General features: G+C 69.4%; 15 protein-coding genes. 8 read left to right on the plus strand and 7 right to left on the minus strand.

Annotated features, from left to right (window positions below):
- Positions 1-54: 54 nt before the first annotated feature.
- The 6 genes from ELQ92_RS05300 to ELQ92_RS05325 all read left to right on the plus strand — a co-directional run bounded on the left by ELQ92_RS05300 (position 55) and on the right by ELQ92_RS05325 (position 7,330).
- Positions 55-909 carry a DUF3097 domain-containing protein gene (locus tag ELQ92_RS05300; protein ID WP_128498053.1) on the plus strand — a complete coding sequence of 285 codons (855 nt, stop codon included), beginning with the start codon at positions 55-57 and terminating at the stop codon, positions 907-909.
- Between the two features lie 135 nt (positions 910-1,044).
- Positions 1,045-3,087, plus strand: a complete 2,043-nt coding sequence (locus ELQ92_RS05305) for an acyltransferase family protein (RefSeq protein ID WP_128497883.1) — start codon at positions 1,045-1,047, stop codon at positions 3,085-3,087.
- A 135-nt stretch (positions 3,088-3,222) separates the two neighbouring features.
- Positions 3,223-4,347, plus strand: a complete 1,125-nt coding sequence (locus ELQ92_RS05310) for an ABC transporter substrate-binding protein (protein ID WP_128497884.1) — start codon at positions 3,223-3,225, stop codon at positions 4,345-4,347.
- 9 nt (positions 4,348-4,356) lie between these two features.
- Positions 4,357-5,262, plus strand: coding sequence for an ABC transporter permease (locus ELQ92_RS05315; protein ID WP_128497885.1), 906 nt, complete (start codon positions 4,357-4,359; stop codon positions 5,260-5,262).
- Positions 5,263-5,363: 101 nt separating this feature from the next.
- Entirely contained in the window at positions 5,364-6,185 is an 822-nt protein-coding gene (locus ELQ92_RS05320; protein WP_243694895.1) for an ABC transporter permease, read from the plus strand.
- A gap of 80 nt (positions 6,186-6,265) precedes the next feature.
- Positions 6,266-7,330, plus strand: a complete 1,065-nt coding sequence (locus tag ELQ92_RS05325) for an ABC transporter ATP-binding protein (protein WP_128498054.1) — start codon at positions 6,266-6,268, stop codon at positions 7,328-7,330.
- A 128-nt stretch (positions 7,331-7,458) separates the two neighbouring features.
- Here the strand turns inward: ELQ92_RS05325 and ELQ92_RS05330 are convergent, their stop codons facing one another.
- The 7 genes from ELQ92_RS05330 to ELQ92_RS05360 form a co-directional block, all read right to left on the minus strand.
- On the minus strand, positions 7,459-7,965 hold the full coding sequence (locus ELQ92_RS05330) for a hypothetical protein (RefSeq protein ID WP_128497887.1): 507 nt from the start codon (positions 7,963-7,965) through the stop codon (positions 7,459-7,461).
- Between the two features lie 205 nt (positions 7,966-8,170).
- Positions 8,171-8,443 carry a hypothetical protein gene (locus tag ELQ92_RS05335; RefSeq protein WP_128497888.1) on the minus strand — a complete coding sequence of 91 codons (273 nt, stop codon included), beginning with the start codon at positions 8,441-8,443 and terminating at the stop codon, positions 8,171-8,173.
- A 202-nt stretch (positions 8,444-8,645) separates the two neighbouring features.
- A complete protein-coding gene (locus ELQ92_RS05340) occupies positions 8,646-9,179 on the minus strand; it encodes a hypothetical protein (protein ID WP_128497889.1) in 534 nt (177 codons plus the stop codon).
- A gap of 156 nt (positions 9,180-9,335) precedes the next feature.
- Positions 9,336-11,276, minus strand: coding sequence for a DUF4012 domain-containing protein (locus ELQ92_RS05345; RefSeq protein ID WP_128497890.1), 1,941 nt, complete (start codon positions 11,274-11,276; stop codon positions 9,336-9,338).
- Positions 11,273-12,250, minus strand: coding sequence for a hypothetical protein (locus tag ELQ92_RS05350; protein WP_128497891.1), 978 nt, complete (start codon positions 12,248-12,250; stop codon positions 11,273-11,275). The genes ELQ92_RS05345 and ELQ92_RS05350 overlap by 4 nt, the downstream gene beginning before the upstream one ends.
- 1 nt (position 12,251) lies before the next feature.
- A complete protein-coding gene (locus ELQ92_RS05355) occupies positions 12,252-12,884 on the minus strand; it encodes an arsenate reductase/protein-tyrosine-phosphatase family protein (protein ID WP_128497892.1) in 633 nt (210 codons plus the stop codon).
- A gap of 56 nt (positions 12,885-12,940) precedes the next feature.
- Positions 12,941-14,356 (minus strand): tyrosine-protein kinase domain-containing protein, encoded by a 1,416-nt coding sequence (locus tag ELQ92_RS05360; RefSeq protein ID WP_128497893.1) that lies wholly within the window; start codon positions 14,354-14,356, stop codon positions 12,941-12,943.
- Between the two features lie 113 nt (positions 14,357-14,469).
- On the opposite strand from ELQ92_RS05360, the gene ELQ92_RS05365 reads away from it, so the two are divergent.
- Both ELQ92_RS05365 and ELQ92_RS05370 read left to right on the plus strand, forming a co-directional pair.
- The gene (locus ELQ92_RS05365) at positions 14,470-15,186 is read left to right on the plus strand and encodes a CPBP family intramembrane glutamic endopeptidase (RefSeq protein WP_166426713.1); all 717 of its coding nucleotides are present in this window, start codon (positions 14,470-14,472) and stop codon (positions 15,184-15,186) included.
- A gap of 141 nt (positions 15,187-15,327) precedes the next feature.
- Entirely contained in the window at positions 15,328-16,809 is a 1,482-nt protein-coding gene (locus ELQ92_RS05370; RefSeq protein WP_128497895.1) for a sugar transferase, read from the plus strand.
- Positions 16,810-16,860: the final 51 nt, after the last annotated feature.

Genomic DNA, 16,860 nt, shown 5'->3' on the forward strand with positions numbered 1-16,860 from the left:
GAGAGCGGCGTGGCTCGGCGGGAGTGCCCCGCCGCCGATTACCGTGTCAGGGTGATGGACTCCCGCGACCCCTTCGACCGCTACGGAACCGACGTTCTGGCGGGCGACTGGCGAGGGAAGAACAAGAAGGTCGCGCGGTCGGTCGCGGCCGAGCGCGACCTCGTCGTCGAGGAGTCGGCGAGCGGTTGGGTGGGCGCCGTCGTCCGCGTGGACGCCCGCATGGTCGAGCTCGAGGACCGTCGCGGTCTCGTGCGCGCGTTCCCGCTCGGCGGCGGCTTCCTCATCGACGGGGAGCCGGTCGTCCTCACCGCGGCGGTCGCCGCACCGACGGGGCCGAAGCGCACCGCGTCCGGGTCGTTCGCCGTCGAGAACCTCACGGCGCGCACGGCCCGGGCGAGCCGCATCTACGTGGAGGGTCGGCACGACGCCGAGCTCGTCGAGAAGGTCTGGGGACACGACTTGCGCGTCGAGGGTGTCGTCGTCGAGTTCCTCGGAGGCGTCGACGACCTCGCGTCGCACCTCGACGAGGTGGCACCGAACCGCGGGCGGCGCATCGGCGTTCTCGTCGACCACCTCGTCGAGGGCTCGAAGGAGAGCCGGATCGCCGCGCAGGCCGTGAAGCCCGCCTACCGCGATCACGTCCTCATCGTCGGGCACCCCTTCATCGACGTGTGGCAAGCGGTGAAGCCCTCGAGCCTCGGTATCCGCGCGTGGCCGACGATCCCGCGCGGCATCGAGTGGAAGAAGGGCATCTGCCAGGCGTTCGGTTGGCCGCACGAGACGCAAGCGGACATCGCGCGGGCCTGGCAGCGCATCCTCTCCCGCGTGAACGGTTTCGGCGACCTCGAGCCGGAACTCCTCGGTCGTGTCGAGCAGCTCATCGACTTCGTCACGGAACCGACCGCCTGAGCACGCCGACTGAGCACGCCGACTGAGTCGCCGATTGGGCACGCCGACTGAGTCGCCGATTGAACCGGCGCGGTTCCACCCCCTGACACCGGCCGTGCCGCTCGCTAGGCTGCCCGGGACGAGTGAGGGGTACCGGTGGCGGAGCGGCGATCGAGCGCGCACGAGCGTGCGGGGTTCCGCGGCGACATCACGGGGCTGCGTTCGCTCGCGGTCGTGCCGGTCGTCGCCTTCCACGCCGGTGTCGCGGCCCTGCCGGGCGGCTTCGTCGGCGTCGACGTCTTCTATGTGATCAGCGGTTTCCTCATCACGACGATCCTCGTGCGGGAACTCGAGGCGACCGGTTCGGTGCGCTTGGCGGCCTTCTGGACGAAACGGCTGCGGCGACTCGCCCCGGTGCTCGCCGTCGTCGTGGTCGTGACACTGTGCGCGTCTCTCGTCGTCCTGTCTCCCGTGCGTTGGACGGTGGTGGGACTCGACGGCCTCGCCGCACTGCTGTCGGTCTCGAACATCGTCTTCGCCTCTCGCGCGACCGACTACTTCGCCGACGGACTCGTGCCGAGCCCCTTCCTCCACACGTGGTCGCTCGGCGTGGAGGAGCAGTTCTATCTGCTGTGGCCGGTGCTCATCGTCGGTGTCGCATGGGTCGCTCGACGGGTCGGTGCGCGACCGCGGCGGGCGCTCGCCGTCGCCTTCGTCGCCCTGATCGTCTTCTCGTTCGCGCTCTCGGTCGTCTGGACGCCGGTGGAACCGGCGTGGTCGTTCTACCTGCTGCCCACTCGTGCGTGGGAGTTCGCGATCGCGGGGCTGCTCGCGCTCGTGCCGCCCGCTCGGATCACACGGTTCCTGCGGTCGCGCCGCGTCGCCGACGCGGTCGCGGCACTCGGCGTCGGGCTGCTCGTCGTGAGCATGCTGACGATCGACTCCGGTGCACCGTTTCCCGGAGGTATCGCCGCCCTCCCGGTGCTCGCGACGGTGCTCGTGATCGCCGGTGGCACGGCGCGCTCCGACGGCCGGGTGGCTCGCGCCCTTGCGGCACGGCCGCTGCAGTGGATCGGGACGGTGTCCTACTCCTGGTACCTCTGGCACTGGCCGTTCATCGTCCTCGCCGCCGTCGCGTTCCCGACCCGGTCGGACGCGGGCGCGCTCGCCGTGGGCTGCGTTGCGGGTGTCGCCTCTCTGGGCGCCGCGGCGCTGTCGTACCGGTTCATCGAGTCTCCCGTGCGGTTCCAGCCGACGCTCGTGGCCTCGCCACGCCGGACCGTCGCCACGGTCGGAGCGGTGACGGTCGCTGCGATCATCGCCGCCGGCGGGGTCGCGGGCGGGGGAGCGTCGGTCGTCGCGCTCGAGCCGTACCGCACCTACGCTGCGGCGCTCGCCGACGTCCCGGATCAGTCGTGCGCTCGGGAGCGCGGGTCGCAGAGGGGTCCCGTCGTGTGCGAGCTCGGTGACGTCGGCGCCGACCGCACGGTCATGCTCGTCGGTGACTCGCACGCCGGACACTGGAAGGACGCGTTGGCCGAGGCCGCGGAACGGGCGGGCGTCCGGCTCGTCGTGAGGTGGCGCTCGTCGTGCCCCGCCATCCCCGTCGCGCTGCTCGACACGCACGGTTCCCCCGACGAGGAGTGCCGTCGCTTCCAGGACGACACCGTCGCCCTCGTGGGAGAGGTGCGCCCGGACGCCGTCGTGCTCGCGCAATCCGCCGCCTACGGCTCGCGGCTCCTCGCGCCGGACGGTCGGCGCCTCGATGCGGAGGACGACCGGCGCGCAGCCTGGTCGTCCGCGCTCGACGAGTTCCTCGGGGCGGTGGAGGCTACCGGTGCGCGCCCGGGCGTCGTCGTGGACAATCCCCGCCTCGACTTCGACCCGATCGAGTGCGTCGCGCGCACCGCCCCCCTCCCCGGACCGGGAGTCGAGGCTGACTCCGACCGCTCGTGCTCGGCCGAGCGCTCCGACGCGCTCCGGGGGGTCGAGCTGCTGAACGCTGTCAGCAAGGACGTCGTCCGCGGTCGCGGCTCCGACTCCACGTTCGACGTGACCGACGACATCTGCGACGAGGAACGCTGCTACGCGACGCGTGACGGCGTCCCCGTCTTCCGTGACGGCAACCACCTCTCCGAGGTGTGGACGACGAGTCGCGCGGGCGAGCTGTGCGACTGGCTCGGCGCGCTCCTGCGCTGAACACGCGCTGACCCATCCGGTCGGAGGAGCGACACGATCCGTTCACCTGAGCGTCGCCGTCGCATCACGTCGCCGTCTTAACCTCCGGGTGGCAACCGAGTCCGACCCGTCCTCGGTGCACCACGAGAGGAAATGATGTCCACACGTCGAGGAATCGCCGCGCTCGCGGCGGCCGCGTCCATCACCCTGCTCCTCGGAGCATGCTCGTCCGGCCAGGCCGACGCCGACTCCGCGTCGTCGACCGATGCCGCGACGGCGACGAGCCTCGCCGATTTCGGTTCGCTCGAAGACCTCGAAGCCGCAGCGAAGGCCGAGGGACAGCTCAACGTCATCGCGCTGCCGCGCGACTGGGCCAACTACGGCGCCGTCCTCGACGCGTTCGCCGCGAAGTACCCCGAGATCACGATCAACGAGGCGTCGCCCGACGCCTCGAGCGCTGAGGAGATCCAGGCCGCCGAGACGAACGAGGGCCTCGACACGGCGCCCGACGTCTTCGACCTCGGCCTCACGGTCGCGCTCGAGAACACGGACATGTTCGCCGAGTACAAGGTGGAGCAGTGGGACGCCATCCCGGACGAGCTCAAGGATCCCGACGGCCTCTTCACCGGTGACTACGGCGGGTACATGTCGATCGGGTACGACTCCTCGAAGTTCGAGGAGCCCGAGGCACTCGAGGACCTGCTCGGCGACGAGTACCGCGGCTCGGTGGCGATCAACGGCGACCCCACGCAAGCGGGCGCGGCCTTCGCCGCCGTCGGTCTCGCGACCGTGCAGAACGGCGGAGACCTCGACGACTTCGGCCCCGGCATCGACTTCTTCTCCGACTTGAACGCCGCGGGCAACATGCTGAAGCTCGACGTCACGAGCGCGACGGTCGCCTCGGGCGAGACTCCCGTCGTCTTCGACTGGGACTACCTCAACGTCACGCACTCGGCGGACAACCCCGACTGGAAGGTCAAGATCCTCCCGGGCACCGGCTACGCGGGCTACTACAACCAGGCCGTGAACAAGGACGCGCCGCACCCTGCGGCCGCGCGCCTCTGGCAGGAGTTCCTCTACAGCGACGAGTCGCAGAACCTGTGGCTCGCCGGCGGAGCGCGCCCCGTCCTCGCCGACGCGATGGCCGAGGCCGGCACGATCGACGAGGAGCTCTTCGAGGCCCTCCCCGAGGCTCCCACCGAGGTCGTCGTCCCGACGTCCGACCAGAGCGCCGCTGCCGGTGAGCTTCTCGGCAGCGAGTGGGCCGCAGCGGTCGGCTAAGTCACTTTCGTGGCGACAGCAGTACACGAGCGCGTCGGCGTCGTCGACTCCGGTCGACGGCGCCGGCGCGCCCCCGCCCCGGCAGTCCTCGGGCTGCTCCCGTTCGGCGCCTACATCGCCGTGTTCCTCGCCCTCCCGACGGGCATCGCCCTCGCGAGCGGCTTCTTCACCGCCGACGGCGCGATGACCCTCGACAACCTGTCGGCGCTCGCCGACCCGGTGATCCTGTCGACGTTCTGGAACTCCATCTGGCTCTCGTTCCTCACCGCGATCATCGGTGCGGTCGTCGGCGCCGCCCTCAGCTATGCGATGCTCGGCTTCCCCGAGGGCGGCCGCGCCCGCGCGATCGTCGACGCCGCGAGCGGCGTGCTCGCCCAGTTCGGTGGTGTCATGCTCGCGTTCGCGTTCATCGCGACGATCGGTCTGCAGGGCGTCGTCACGCTCCTGCTGCGTGACGCGTTCGGCATCGACATCTTTGCCGACGGCGCGTGGATCTACGAGCTGCCCGGACTCGTCCTCCCGTACGTCTACTTCCAGGTGCCGCTCATGGTCATCACGTTCCTCCCGGCGCTCGCGGGCATCAAGCCCCAGTGGATGGAGGCGACGCTGACCCTCGGGGGAACCGCTGGCACGTTCTGGCGCAAGGTCGGCATCCCCGTGCTCGCGCCGTCGTTCCTCGCGAGTTTCCTCCTCCTCGTCGCGAACGCGTTCTCCTCCTACGCGACGGCCGCGGCCCTCTCGAGCCAGGGCTCCTCGATCGTGCCGCTGCAGATCCGCACGGCGCTCACGAGTGAGACGGTGCTCGGCCGGGAGAACGTCGCGGGTGTGCTCGCCCTCGGCATGATCGTCATCATGGCGCTCGTCATGGCCGCGTACGCGCTCGTGCAGAGGAGGGCCGCCCGATGGCAGTCGTGAACGGGTCAGGCGTGAACCAGTCAGGCGTGAGCCGGGCAGGCGCGAACCTGTCAGGCGCGAACCTGTCAGGCGCGAACCGGTCGGGCGTGAGCGGGTCAGGCGTGAGCCGCTCGGGCATCGCGCCCCGCCCCGTCACGACGTGGGTCATCCTGGGTGTCGTCGGCCTCGTCTTCCTCATCCCCATCGTGTCGATGATCGAGTTCACCCTCCGCGGTGCAGACGGCGGCTACGATTTTCGGCACTGGGCGGCCCTCGTCGACCCCGCGAACGCGGGGAAGTACGCGCCCATCTGGCGCGGCCTGCAGGGTTCGCTCGTCCTCAGCATCACGACGGTCGCGATCGTGCTGTTCCTGCTCGCGCCGACGATGATCCTCGTGACCTTGCGGTTCCCCGCGTTGCGGCGTCCGCTCGAGTTCCTCTGCCTGCTGCCGCTCTCCATTCCCGCGATCGTGCTCGTCGTGGGGCTCTCGCCCATCTATCTGACGATCGGACGCAGCGTCGGGACGGGCGTCTGGACCCTCGCCTTCGCGTACGGCGTCACGGTACTGCCGTACGCGTACCGCGCCATCCAGGCGAATCTCGACGCGATCGACGTCCGCACCCTCACGGAGGCCGCGCGCTCGCTCGGCGCCGGCTGGGGGAGCGTGCTCCTGAAGGTGCTCGCCCCGAACCTGCGCGTCGGGCTGCTCTCGGCGTCGCTCATCTCCGTCGCCGTCGTGCTCGGTGAGTTCACGATCGCCTCACTCCTCAACCGGCAGAACCTCCAGACGGCGCTCTTCATCGTCAACAAGCAGGACCCGTACGTCGCCGTCATCCTCGCCCTGCTCGCGCTGCTCTTCGCTTTCCTGTTGCTTCTCGCGATCGGGCGGGTCGGCACCGCTGCGGCACTCCGACGCACCACCCCGAAGAAGGACCCGACATGACCAACGCCGACATGACCGACGCCGACATGACCGACGCCGGCATCACCCGCACCAACTCTGCTCCCGAGTCCGGCGCCACGATGCGCACGACGGGGTCGAACCCGCTCGTGGCCTCGGGTGTCGACGGCGCGAGCGTCTCGTTCCGCGGCGTCGTGAAGGAGTACGGCGGCCATCGCGTGCTGCACGAACTCGACCTCGACATCGCCGCGGGGGAGTTCGTCTCGCTCCTCGGCCCGTCGGGCTGCGGGAAGACGACGGCGCTGCGTGTGCTCGCGGGGCTCGAGAGCCCCGAGGGCGGTGTCGTGCGCATCGGCGGCACCGATGTCTCGAACGTGCCGACGAACAAGCGCGACCTCGGCATGGTCTTCCAGGCCTACTCGTTGTTCCCGCACCTCACGGCGCTCGAGAACACGATGTTCGGGCTCGGGATGCGCAAGGTGAAGAAGGCCGAGGCGCGCGAGCGGGCGCTCGCCGCGCTCGAGCTCGTGGGCTTGCAGGCGTTCGGTGATCGGTACCCGGCGCAACTCTCGGGCGGACAGCAGCAACGCGTCGCGCTCGCGCGGGCACTCGTGACCGAGCCGCGCGTCCTGCTCCTCGACGAGCCGCTCTCCGCGCTCGACGCGAAGGTGCGCGTGCAACTGCGGGACGAGATCCGGCGCATCCAGTTGCGGCTCGCGATCACGACGGTGTTCGTGACGCACGATCAGGAGGAGGCGCTCGCCGTCTCCGATCGCATCGCCGTGATGAACGCCGGTCGCATCGAGCAGATCGGGTCGCCGGAAGACCTCTACCGTGATCCGGCGACGACGTTCGTGGCCGACTTCGTGGGTCTCTCGAGTGTCGTTCCGGCGACGGCCGCGCGGGGAGCGGTGACGATCTTCGGGTCGTCGCTCCCGATGCGGTCGCCGCGGGCCGACGGCGAGGTCGAGGTCCTGCTCCGCCCGGAGAACGTGCGCATCGCGACGGACGGCCGGGGCGAGCGGGCGACGGTGCTCGAGAGCACCTTCCTCGGTTCGCTGCGCCGCACGCGACTGCGGACGGACGACGGCCTCACCATCCGCATGCAGCACGCGGCGGACGAGCGTCTCGCCTTCGGCGACGTCATCCAGATCGAGGTCGCCGCTGACGCGGTCGCCGTGCGCTGACCCGACGCGCCCGGTCCCTGAGCCTGTCGAAGGGCGGCGACCACCTCGGAGCATGGTGCGCTTCGACAAGCTCAGCGACCGTGGGGGTGCGTCCCTGAGACGGGCCGACGGACTAACGCCGCCGTACCTCAGACCGCGGTGGACCGGCGCAGCCGCGCCACCGTGAAGAGCACGGCCCCCGACACGACCGCGCCGACCCCGAACCAGATCGCGGCGAGAGTGGAACCGCCCGTCACGGCGAGGCCGTCCCCGTTGCCCACAGACGCCGGCACATCGGCATCGACGACCGTGAAGGACGCGACCGCCGCGGCCCCGGAGCTGACCCCGAAGGCCGACACAGCGCACGTGCCGGTCGCGCCGTCCGGCACCGTCACCGGCGTGCTCGTGCTCCCGCCGGAGTCGGCGACATCGTCGATCTCCACATCCGTAAGCCCGGGGCAGGAGACGACGAGCGTCACGGGTTCCCCAGCACGGAACGCTCGGTCGAATTCGACCGTGAGGACCGCTCCGGCAGCGGGCCGGCCGGTGATGGTCCCGGCGGAGACCTCTCCGGGGACGTAAGCGGAGGCCGCACTGGGAGCGGCGAGCAGGAGGGCGACGAGTACTCCGAGGCCGATGGCGAATGTTCTGAGCATGATGTCCTTCGTGTGGCAGCGAGCGATGGGATCGCCCCCAGGAGCGGCAACGCCGAACGGGCGACACCTGCACGGTAGAGCCGGTCACGGATGAGCAGTGCTCACTCGGTCGGAGGCTGTGGAGAACCGCTCGTCAGCTGTCGAGGACACGAAAAGCGAGAAGGCCCCCGGACGAATCCGGGGGCGTTCTCGTCGTGACGCGTAGTCACATGGTGGTGCTCAGGTCAGACGGTCGTCTTGCGACCGACGCCGCGGTCCAGGAGGAGCACGACGCCGAGGCCGCGAGGAGCGTGTAGTCGCCCACCGCGTTCGTCGGCAGCGTTACGTCGACCGAAGCGGTGCCGTCGGCCGCTGCCGCCTTCTCGAGCGAGGCGGTAGAGATCGCGGCGCGGAACACGGCGAGCGTCGCGCCCGCGCCGTTCTTGCCGGTGAGCGTGAAGGAGACTGTCTCGTTCGGCTCGAAGCCGACGAATGACATCTCGACGGTGCCACCGGGTGAGACGACGAGCGTCTCATCGGTGGGGGCCGGCGCGTACTGGGCATTGGCGGCGGGAGACGCGAAGAATGCGACGACGGCGATACCCGCTACGGCGAGAGCGATGGTCTTGAGACTCGGGTCGTCCCAGACAACAAAGGCCCCCGGAAGATCCGGGGGCCTTTGTTGGCGGTGAAGCGGGGTATTACGCGTTCGCGTTGCGGCGCAGCGTGCGGACCAGGAGGAGCACGACGCCGAGGCCGAGAGCGCCGGCGGCGATCCAGATGGCGGTGAGAGCGGTGCCACCGGTGACGGCCAGGCCGTCACCGCTGTCGTCGCCCGCGCCGGAGCCGCTGTCCGCAGCGACGACCGTGATGTCGGCGGCCGCGATGATGCCGGACTCGAGGCCCGTTGCGGTGACGGAGTAGGTGCCCGACGCGTCGGTCGGAAGGGTCACGTCGAAGACGACGGTGCCGTCGGCGCCGGCCGCCTTCGTGACGCTGTCGGTCGCGGCCTTGAAGATCGCGATGGTGGGCTGGCCGTTACCCGAGACCTGAGCAGAAACCTGCTCGCCCGGCGTGAAGACCTCGTCGAAGGTGACGGCGAGCGTCTCGCCCGGCTGCGCTTCGCCAGAGACGATGACGTCCTCTTCCGGCGCGTACACGGCCTGAGCGGCTGCAGGAGCGGCGAAGAGAGCGACGAGGGCGATTCCCGCGCCCGCGATGAATTTCTTGAACAAATGATCCCCCGTGAAGGCTTGTGTCTGACAAAAGGCCCGGTGGTGCGTAACCGAGTTGGTGCTGATGTTCCCGGTTGTGCGCAACCGGTCCCTCATCGTGCTTGCCGGTCGTGAGACCGGTAGCGGGTAGGCGGATAGTGTCCGCCCGGAGCAAGTCTAGGGAAACTCGCAGCCGATGCGAAGACTTTTTGTTTCGATCGTGTGAACGCCGGGAGTCATTTCGGTGACAGAGCGAGTCGTGGAATCCTCGGGTCCGAGGAATCTGACGTGCAGAGTCGTGCTCTCGCCCGGCGCGAGTTCGACGGTCGTGAGTACGACGGGACGTCCGGAATCCTCCGCCGGGCGCGACTCGGCCGCGGCGCCGTCGCGCTGAATTCCGACGAATTGCGAACCGGCCGTGCCGTAGAAGGCCACGATGATCCGCGTGTTTCCGGGGGTGACGCCGAACTGGCCGTTGCCGGTGACGTATGGCGGCAGGCTCGTGGCGGCGTCGGCCGGTGCCGTGCTCGTGACGGTGACCTCGACGTCGTGGAAGGGGCGACCGTCGTTGCGGCACGTCGCGTCACCGGTCCCGAGGTCGTAGTCGAGGTACGCGCCCATCTTCGCCCCGGTCGCGTCGTTGACGTACACCCCGTAGCGATCGTGTCCCCCGTTTTGGGTGAGGTCTCCGGTGAGCGTCGTGCCCTCGAGGATCGACTGTTCGGCCGGATCGGAGCTCCAGACGAGCACCCGCCGCTCCTCCGACGCCTGGGTGAGCGCACCGATGAAGGCCACCGGATCGACATCTCCCGACGAGATCGCGGAGAAGACCTCGGCGGCGGTGGAGGCGAAGAACGCGTCCTGCACCGTCGGCTCCGTGTACCGCTCGTAGACGTCCTGCAGGAGGAGCTTCACCGCGTTGTCGGCCGTGAGCTCGTCCCCTGTCGCGAGGGTGAGCGGCCCCGTCGCCCGGAGCAGGTAGCTGAGCGTCGTGGGGTCGAGCGCGATCACGCCGTCGACCGTCGTACCGAACGCGTCCTGCCACCACGCTTGCGCCATCTGGGCGGAGAGCGGGAACTGCGGAGTGATCGTCGTGTTCTGGACGAACCGTCCCGTGATGTCTCCGTAGAGGTTCTCGGTCTCGGCGGGAAGCTCGATGATCGGCTCGTCCCGTTTCGGGAAGTCGCTCGCGGAGGCCTGCTGCGTGAGTGAGATGGCTCCGTCCTCGGTATGCACGAGAGCCATGGCGCTCGTGATGCCTCCGCCGGAGCGCGGCTCGGCCGAGTTCTGGAAGAGCAGCAGATAGTCGCGCGGACCATCGCTCCCGAGCACGAGGGGGAGGAGGCGCACCGCACGGTCGGCGGCGTCGGTTGCGGCGTAGGCGGTCTCGACGAGTCCGCTCAATCGGTCGACCGCGTCGCTCACGGGACCGATCGTGTCGGAGGTGTCGATGGCTTCGACCCGATCACGGGCGGCGGTGGTGGCCGCCGCCGCCCGAGCGACGGTGGGCTGCGCGTCGAGGAGCGGTTGCACGTCGAGTCGGCCATCGACGGGCCGGAACTGGTCGAGCCCGAACGTCTCGGTCAGGTCGAGGACGGGGGTGACGGCGTCGCGAGCGAGACCGTCGACGGATCCTGCGACGTTGCGGACGGCGCGGAGGTCGTCGCCGATCCACGGGAGGATCTCGAAGGCGCGCCAGATCGGGTCGCTCGTGAGGCTCGCCGCCGTCATGGTGTGGGAGACGAGTTCGCGGGATGTCTGCCGGGCAGCGGTGGTATCGCCGTCACCGATCGAGTCGGTGATGCGGGTGGCGAGGGGAACAGCGGCCTCGAGTTCGTTCTTCGCGAGGAGCGCCCGGATGCCGACCCAAGCGACGGCGGCTACGAGGACGACGACCACGCCCGTGATGGTCCAGCCGATGATGCGCCGACGACGTCGGGCTCGCCGGCTCAGTCGCGTGCCGCGACCGCCTCCCGAGCGACGACGACCCGATCCCGTACGGTGCTCGGAACCGGTCGAACTCCGACGACCGCGAGAGGGCCGCTCGCCAGCCGCCTCGAAGTCGGTGAGGAACCGGTCGACGGAGTCGTCGTCGTGCTTCGGGGTGTCGTTCGTCACCAGGTGTTTCCTCCATCGGTCGAGATGAGGAGTCGGTCGTCCACCCACGCCCAGATGGAGTCGGCGTTCCAGTCGATCGCGGTCGTCGCCGCGAGTTCGGCGCCGTCGAGCGGGCTCTCGATGCAGCTCACATCCGTCCGGGTGCCCTCCGTGTCGGCGAGGACGAGCTGGACGCCGGCGCACGCCGACGTGCCCGCGAGGGCGATGAGGAAGCCGCCGTCGCCCTCGGTGAGGGCAACGGCACCGTCCGTGCCGTCGAGCGGTATCCACGTCGAACCGGTGTCGGTCGTGACGTGCACGGAGCTGTCGTCGCACAAGACGGCGGCCTGCTCGGCGGAGAGCGACGAGACGACGAGGGCCTCGTCGCACGGAGCGGCGACGTCACCGCCGGGGGAGTGCACCACTTCGCGCTCGGTCGGCGGGATGAACCACGTGCCGTCGAGCTGAGCGCTGCTCTCCGCGAAGTCGTCACCCGCGACGAAGGTGCGCACGAACTCCGGCGTGCAGTCCTCCCCGGTCGCGCCGATGAACGAGGCCGTGTCGGCGCTCGAGACGAAGATCCGCTGCAGCGCGCGGACATCCGTGGTGCCGGTGATGTCGGTCGACTTCCACGACTCTCCGCCGTCGGTCGTCAGTTCCGGAGCGGCGGTCGCGTCGGGGCATCCGCCCGTCGTCGCGCGCCACGCGACGTCGCCGTCGAGTGCCGCGAGGATGCGAGTCGGAGCCACGGCCGTGACGGAGGACTCGGACTCCTCGTCGGGGGTGGGCGCGGGCGTATCCGATTGCTCGGGCACGGACGCCGGAAGCGAGGCGCTCGGAAGCGGAACGGTCGACCCGGACGGCCGGGATGCCGTCGATTGCAGGGCGAGCACCACGAGCAGGACGTCGACGACGAGAAACACGACGAGTGCGGTGAAGATCCACCACGGCTTCCGCGACTCACGCTCCGCCGACATGCGGCGTGGCTTCGCCATGTCAGGCAGTCCCGGCGGGAGTGGCGTTCGTCGTCAGCGTTGCGGCGTGGCGGATCACGCGCGCGGCGGTCTCCGCAGCCGGAACCAATTGTGCGGCGGACTCGCGGTAGACGGCGTCGCTGCGTCGGTACGGGTCGACGATGTCGTCATCGGTCGGGTCGAGCGGCCTCTCGACGAGTCCGCGACGCGCGGTCACGGCGCGCACGAGCTCGGCGAGCCGCTCGGTGACGGCGTCGAGCGGCAGAGCGGCGACGTCACTCAGCTCCTCGTCCGTGATTCCCTCGCTCAAGCGCGCGAACTCCCGGAGCGTGAACGTGGTGCGCGTCGCCCGCGGCCGCATCTCGACGATGGATCGGCGGTGATCGCGGGACATCGCGAAGACCAATCCGGCCCCGTCGATGATCGCGGGAGTGAGATCGCGCGCGATGTGGTGCTCGGCCCCGAGCCCGCCGAACTCCGCCGAGAGCGCCGCCGCTTCCGGGGTCATCGGGCTGCCGGCGAGCGAATAGACACCGGCACTCGCGACCGACACGCGGGGCAGGTCGCTCAACCGTGCCCGCAGTACCTGATCGGCGAGCGGCGACCGGCAGATGTTGCCGGTGCAGACGGTGAGGATCTCGAACGTGGAGGTCATGGGGTTTCTCGGGTCGGGGTGACGGAGGGAGGGGGTGGAGGGAGGGCGGACGGCTGCTATGGACGCGCCGCGGAGCGCGTGGGCTCGGCGAGTGCGTTCTCGTCCTCGACGCCGTAGCCATACCCGTACCCGTAGCGCCCGTAGCCGTACGCGTCCGGACCGGAGGTCGGCAGCATCGTGAGGATGATGCCCGAGACGGGGGCTCCGACGTGCTCGAGCGTCGTGACGGCGCCCTCGAGCTGGTGCTTCGTCGTGCGACCGGCGGCGACGACGACGAGCGCGCCGCCGACGAGCTTGCCGAGGATCGCGCTGTCGGTGACCGGCAGGAGTGGCGGAGCGTCGAAGATCACGTGGTCGAACTCGCGGTTGAGTTCCTCGACGAGTGCTTCCATCGCGGGGGAGCCGAGCAGCTCGCTGGGGTTCGGGGGGATGCGGCCGGCGGGCAGCACCGTGACGGTTGAACGACCCCACGGCTGCAGCACGTCCTGGAGCTCGGCACGGCCGATGAGCACATCGGTGATGCCGACGGCGCCCTCGATGCCCATGTAGTCGGCGACCTTCGGGCGACGGAGGTCGGCGTCCACGAGCACGACGCGCGAGCCCGCCGCGGCCAGCGCGATCGCCAGGTTGGCGGCCGTCGTGCTCTTGCCTTCGGACTCGATCGACGAGGTGACGACGAAGCTGTGGTGTCGTTGACCGGCGCCGAGGAACTGCAGGTTCGTGCGGAGGCTCCGGAAGGACTCGGCTCGCGGGCTGCGCGGGTCGTCCTGAACGATGAGCGGACGCGACGTCGCTTTCGGGTCGAAGGCGATGCCGCCGACGATGGCGGCCTCGGTGACGGACTTCACATCACGTTCCGTCCGGATGCGGGTGTCGAGGACATCGCGCAGGACGGCGAAACCGACGCCGAGGGCGAGCCCGACGAGGAGCCCGAGAACGAGGTTGACGGGAACGTTGGGGCTCACGGGAGTGTTCGGCACAGCGGCCTGCTGAACGAGGGTCAGCTTGACGGGGGAGACGGCGCCTTCCTCGAGCGGGCGCTCGAGGTTGTCGACGACGCTCGTGAGGCTCTCGGAGGCGCCGTTGGCGATCTCCGCGGCCAGCACGGGGTCTGAATTCACCGCTGTGATCTCGATCAGCGAGGTGTTCTGGGGTGCCGATGATGTGAGTGTCCGTCCGAGCCCGCCCGCCTCGACGTCGAGCCCCAGCTCCGCGATGACCGGCAGGAGAACCGCGGGTGTGGCGACGAGATCGGCATACGTCTGGACGCGCTGCGTCGTGAACGTGTTGCCCTGCGCGAGGTCCGACACGGTGCCGCCCGACTGCGTCGAGACGAAGACCTTGCTCGTCGCGCTGTATTGCGGCGTTTGCAGCAGTGAGTACGCCGCGGCCGCGGCGATGCCGAGCAACGTCATGACGGTGATGAGGATCCAACTCTTGCGCAGGATCCGAATGTAGTCGCGCAACTCCACGCTGGCGGCCTTCCCTCTGTCCGTCGGCGCCGACCGGTCGCCTCCGGATCATGCTCCCATACATCCGGACGAGGTTCGCTCTCGACCACGCCGCTCCCGGTACGGTGTCACTCATGCAGACGACTCGCAAGTGGAGCCTCCTCGTGCCGCTGGCCGGTCTCGCGCTCGCCGTTGTACTCCTTCCCGTGGCGACGGCTCGCTGGGTGCCGTTCGCCCTGCAGGACACGCTCGGGTACCTCGTCGTGTGGGTGCCGTTGGTCGCCGCGGCCGTGGTCGCGGCGGTGCTCGCGGGCCGGCAAACCGGGACCCGCTGGTGGAGGGCACTGTCGTGGCGGTCTTCGGGCATCGGAATGCTCGTCGGGGTCTTCGTCGCGCTCCTCGTGCGCTCGGCGGCCTTCGTAATCGAGTTGCTCGTCACGGGCCGGATCTCCGGTGGGGCCGTGGGTCTCGGCGGCACGTCGGCCGGCGTAGCGGAACTGGTCTGGGTTCTCGTGGCGTCGGCGCTCGTGGCGCCCGTCATCGAGGAGACGTTCTTCCGCGGTGTGCTGCAACCGGCGCTCATCGAGAGGTCCGGCTCGGGTCGGGCGGCTCCCGGGATCGGAATCCTCGCGAGCGCGCTGCTGTTCGCCCTCGTGCACGCGCTCGCCGGAGCGAGCCTTCTCGGCGCCGTCATCACGTTCATCGCCGGGGCCGGATTCGGGGTGGTCGCTCGCTCGTCCGGGCTTCTCGCGGCCATCGTCGCGCACGTCGTCTTCAACGCATCGGGTCTCGCTCTCGTGCTCGCGAACGCTCCCATGTTCGCCGTTCGTCCGACACTCGGACTCGGGTGAAGCGTCATGGGGAGGTGACCCGCTGGCCCCTAGACTGAGACGGTCGCGAATGTAGAGGGGTCCAGTGCCAACGCGACACACCGCCGCCACTAGAGGGGTCCAGCAGTGGGCACGAATCTTGACGTGGGAGACGTGCTGCCAGTGTCGTCAGTTGAAGCTCCGTCGCACAGCGACTCGAAGCGCCAGCGGGACTGGCGTCAGTCGTATGCGCGCCGACTTGCGGTCACGGATCTCGTCGCCCTGATCTGGGTCGTCTTCGGCGTGCAGTTCCTGTGGCTCGGGAACGACGGGGACGCGACGTCGATTCGGCAGCCGGGTGAGGCTCCGCTCGTCGTCAACTACACGATCATCTCCGTCGTCCTCACGGTGCTGTGGGTCCTTTCGCTGCGGTTCGGTGGTACCCGCAATTACCGAGTCGTCGGTCAGGGGTCCACGGAGTACAAGCTCGTGGCGGATGCGTCGGGTCGCCTCTTCGGTCTCGTCGCGATCGTCGCCTTCATCTTCAAGATCGACCTGGCCCGCGGTTACATCCTGCTCGCGTTCCCGGTTGGCATCCTCGTGCTGTTGTTCTTCCGGTGGGCGTGGCGGCAGTGGCTCGCGGTGGAGCGCCAGCAGGGGCGGTTCGCGTCGAACGTGCTGCTGATCGGGTCGGAGCAGAGTGTGCGCCACATCGCCACACAGCTGGCTCGTGACACGAGCGCGGGGTACCGCGTCGTCGGGGCGTGGGTGAAGGGCGTCCCGGCGGGTGCGGTGATCGATGACGTTCCCGTTCGCACGTCGGAGGAGTCGGACTCCGTCGTCGAAGCGCTCGACTCGTTCGGCGCAGACACCGTGGTGGTGACGAGTAGTGATGCGCTCAGCGCAGAGGAGTTGCGCGAGCTGAGCTGGCAACTCGTGCCCGGCGTTCACCACCTGGTTCTCGCGCCGAGCCTCACGGATGTCGGCGGACCGCGCATTCACACCCGCCCCGTCGCGGGACTCCCGCTCATCCACGTGGAGACGCCGCGGAGCGAGGGGTGGAAGAAGTACGGCAAGCGTGGTCTCGACATCCTCGGTTCCGCGTTCTTCCTCCTGCTTCTGAGCGTCCCGCTACTCGCCGTGGCGCTTCTCGTGAAGCTGACGAGCAAGGGGCCGGTGTTCTACCGCCAGGAGCGTGTGGGTCTCAATGGGCAGCCGTTCGAGATGCTCAAATTCCGTTCGATGCGTGAGAACGCGGACGCGGAGCTTCAGACACTTCTCGCCGCGCAGGGGTCCGATGGAACACCGCTCTTCAAGGTCAAGAACGATCCGCGCATCACGCCCATCGGCAAATTCCTCCGTAAATACTCGGTGGATGAGTTTCCGCAGCTCATCAACGTTCTCCGGGGCGAGATGAGTCTCGTCGGCCCGAGGCCGCAGCGGGAGGCGGAGGTCGCCCTCTACGACAACGTCGCCTACCGTCGGCTCCTCATCAAGCCCGGTATGAGCGGGCTCTGGCAGGTGAGCGGGCGCTCGGAACTCTCGTGGGAGGACGCGATCCGGCTCGACCTGTACTACGTGGAGAACTGGTCGCTTATGGGCGACTTGGTGATCCTCTGGCGCACCTGCCGCGCGGTCGTCCGGCCGGGTCGGTCGGCCATCTAATGGCGGTGGATTTCCTGCGTACCGGATCGCCCCGTCGGCAGCGGCCTGGTC

The sequence above is a fragment of the Labedella populi genome, assembly GCF_004078655.1.
Lineage (GTDB): Bacteria > Actinomycetota > Actinomycetes > Actinomycetales > Microbacteriaceae > Labedella > Labedella populi.

Bases quoted from the DNA above. Each gene is read 5' to 3' on its own strand.
- ELQ92_RS05300 (WP_128498053.1), top strand. From the start codon at position 55: ATGGACTCCCGCGACCCCTTCGACCGCTACGGAACCGACGTTCTGGCG.
- ELQ92_RS05310 (WP_128497884.1), top strand. From the start codon at position 3,223: ATGTCCACACGTCGAGGAATCGCCGCGCTCGCGGCGGCCGCGTCCATC.
- ELQ92_RS05325 (WP_128498054.1), top strand. From the start codon at position 6,266: ATGCGCACGACGGGGTCGAACCCGCTCGTGGCCTCGGGTGTCGACGGC.
- ELQ92_RS05330 (WP_128497887.1), bottom strand. From the start codon at position 7,965: ATGCTCAGAACATTCGCCATCGGCCTCGGAGTACTCGTCGCCCTCCTG.
- ELQ92_RS05335 (WP_128497888.1), bottom strand. From the start codon at position 8,443: ATGTCATTCGTCGGCTTCGAGCCGAACGAGACAGTCTCCTTCACGCTC.
- ELQ92_RS05350 (WP_128497891.1), bottom strand. From the start codon at position 12,250: ATGGCGAAGCCACGCCGCATGTCGGCGGAGCGTGAGTCGCGGAAGCCG.
- ELQ92_RS05355 (WP_128497892.1), bottom strand. From the start codon at position 12,884: ATGACCTCCACGTTCGAGATCCTCACCGTCTGCACCGGCAACATCTGC.
- ELQ92_RS05365 (WP_166426713.1), top strand. From the start codon at position 14,470: ATGCAGACGACTCGCAAGTGGAGCCTCCTCGTGCCGCTGGCCGGTCTC.